This window comes from Citrobacter sp. T1.2D-1 (genome assembly GCF_950098555.1).
In the GTDB taxonomy this organism is placed as follows: domain Bacteria; phylum Pseudomonadota; class Gammaproteobacteria; order Enterobacterales; family Enterobacteriaceae; genus Citrobacter_A; species Citrobacter_A telavivensis.
This window is the reverse complement of the sequence record NZ_CATNHH010000038.1, coordinates 1-453: the sequence shown is the minus strand read 5'-3', so window position 1 is coordinate 453 and position 453 is coordinate 1. Positions and strand designations below refer to the sequence as shown.

The 453-nt window shown below is 61.6% G+C and carries 1 protein-coding gene; it reads left to right on the top strand.

The annotated features are described in order from the left end of the window. Positions 1-424: nuclear transport factor 2 family protein (locus QQZ17_RS19705; RefSeq protein ID WP_284554155.1), on the top strand; the 424-nt coding region annotated here is incomplete at its 5' end. Positions 425-453 lie beyond the last annotated feature (29 nt).

The following is a 453-nucleotide window of genomic DNA, read 5'->3' as shown; positions in this document are numbered from 1 at the left end:
GAAGAATGTTGACCGCCGGATGAATCGCGAGGAGCATCCGAAGGCCGAAGAGACCGGAGGAGAAATGACACGTACCCCCGAGCAAATGATCTCGGCCCATAACCTTGCGGTGACTCAGGGCGATTTGCCGGCGGTCTTGCAGGACTACCGCGATGATGCGGTACTCCTGACACCGCAGGGCGTTTTCACCGGACTGGCCGACATCGGGGCGTTCTATTCCGGGGCGATGAAGATGCTTCCGGAAATGCAATTGACTGCCACATCGATTGTCGGAAAGGCAGACGCGATGATGTTGACCTGGACCGGGTCGTCACCGGCCGGCACGATCTCCGACGGGGTTGACACCTTCATCATCGCCGACGACCTGATCAGGGTGCAGACCACTTCGTTCACCGTTGAACCGGCAGCTGCAGGGCAGGCCTGACGGCGCGGCCCGGCGACGGCTGGGCGCAC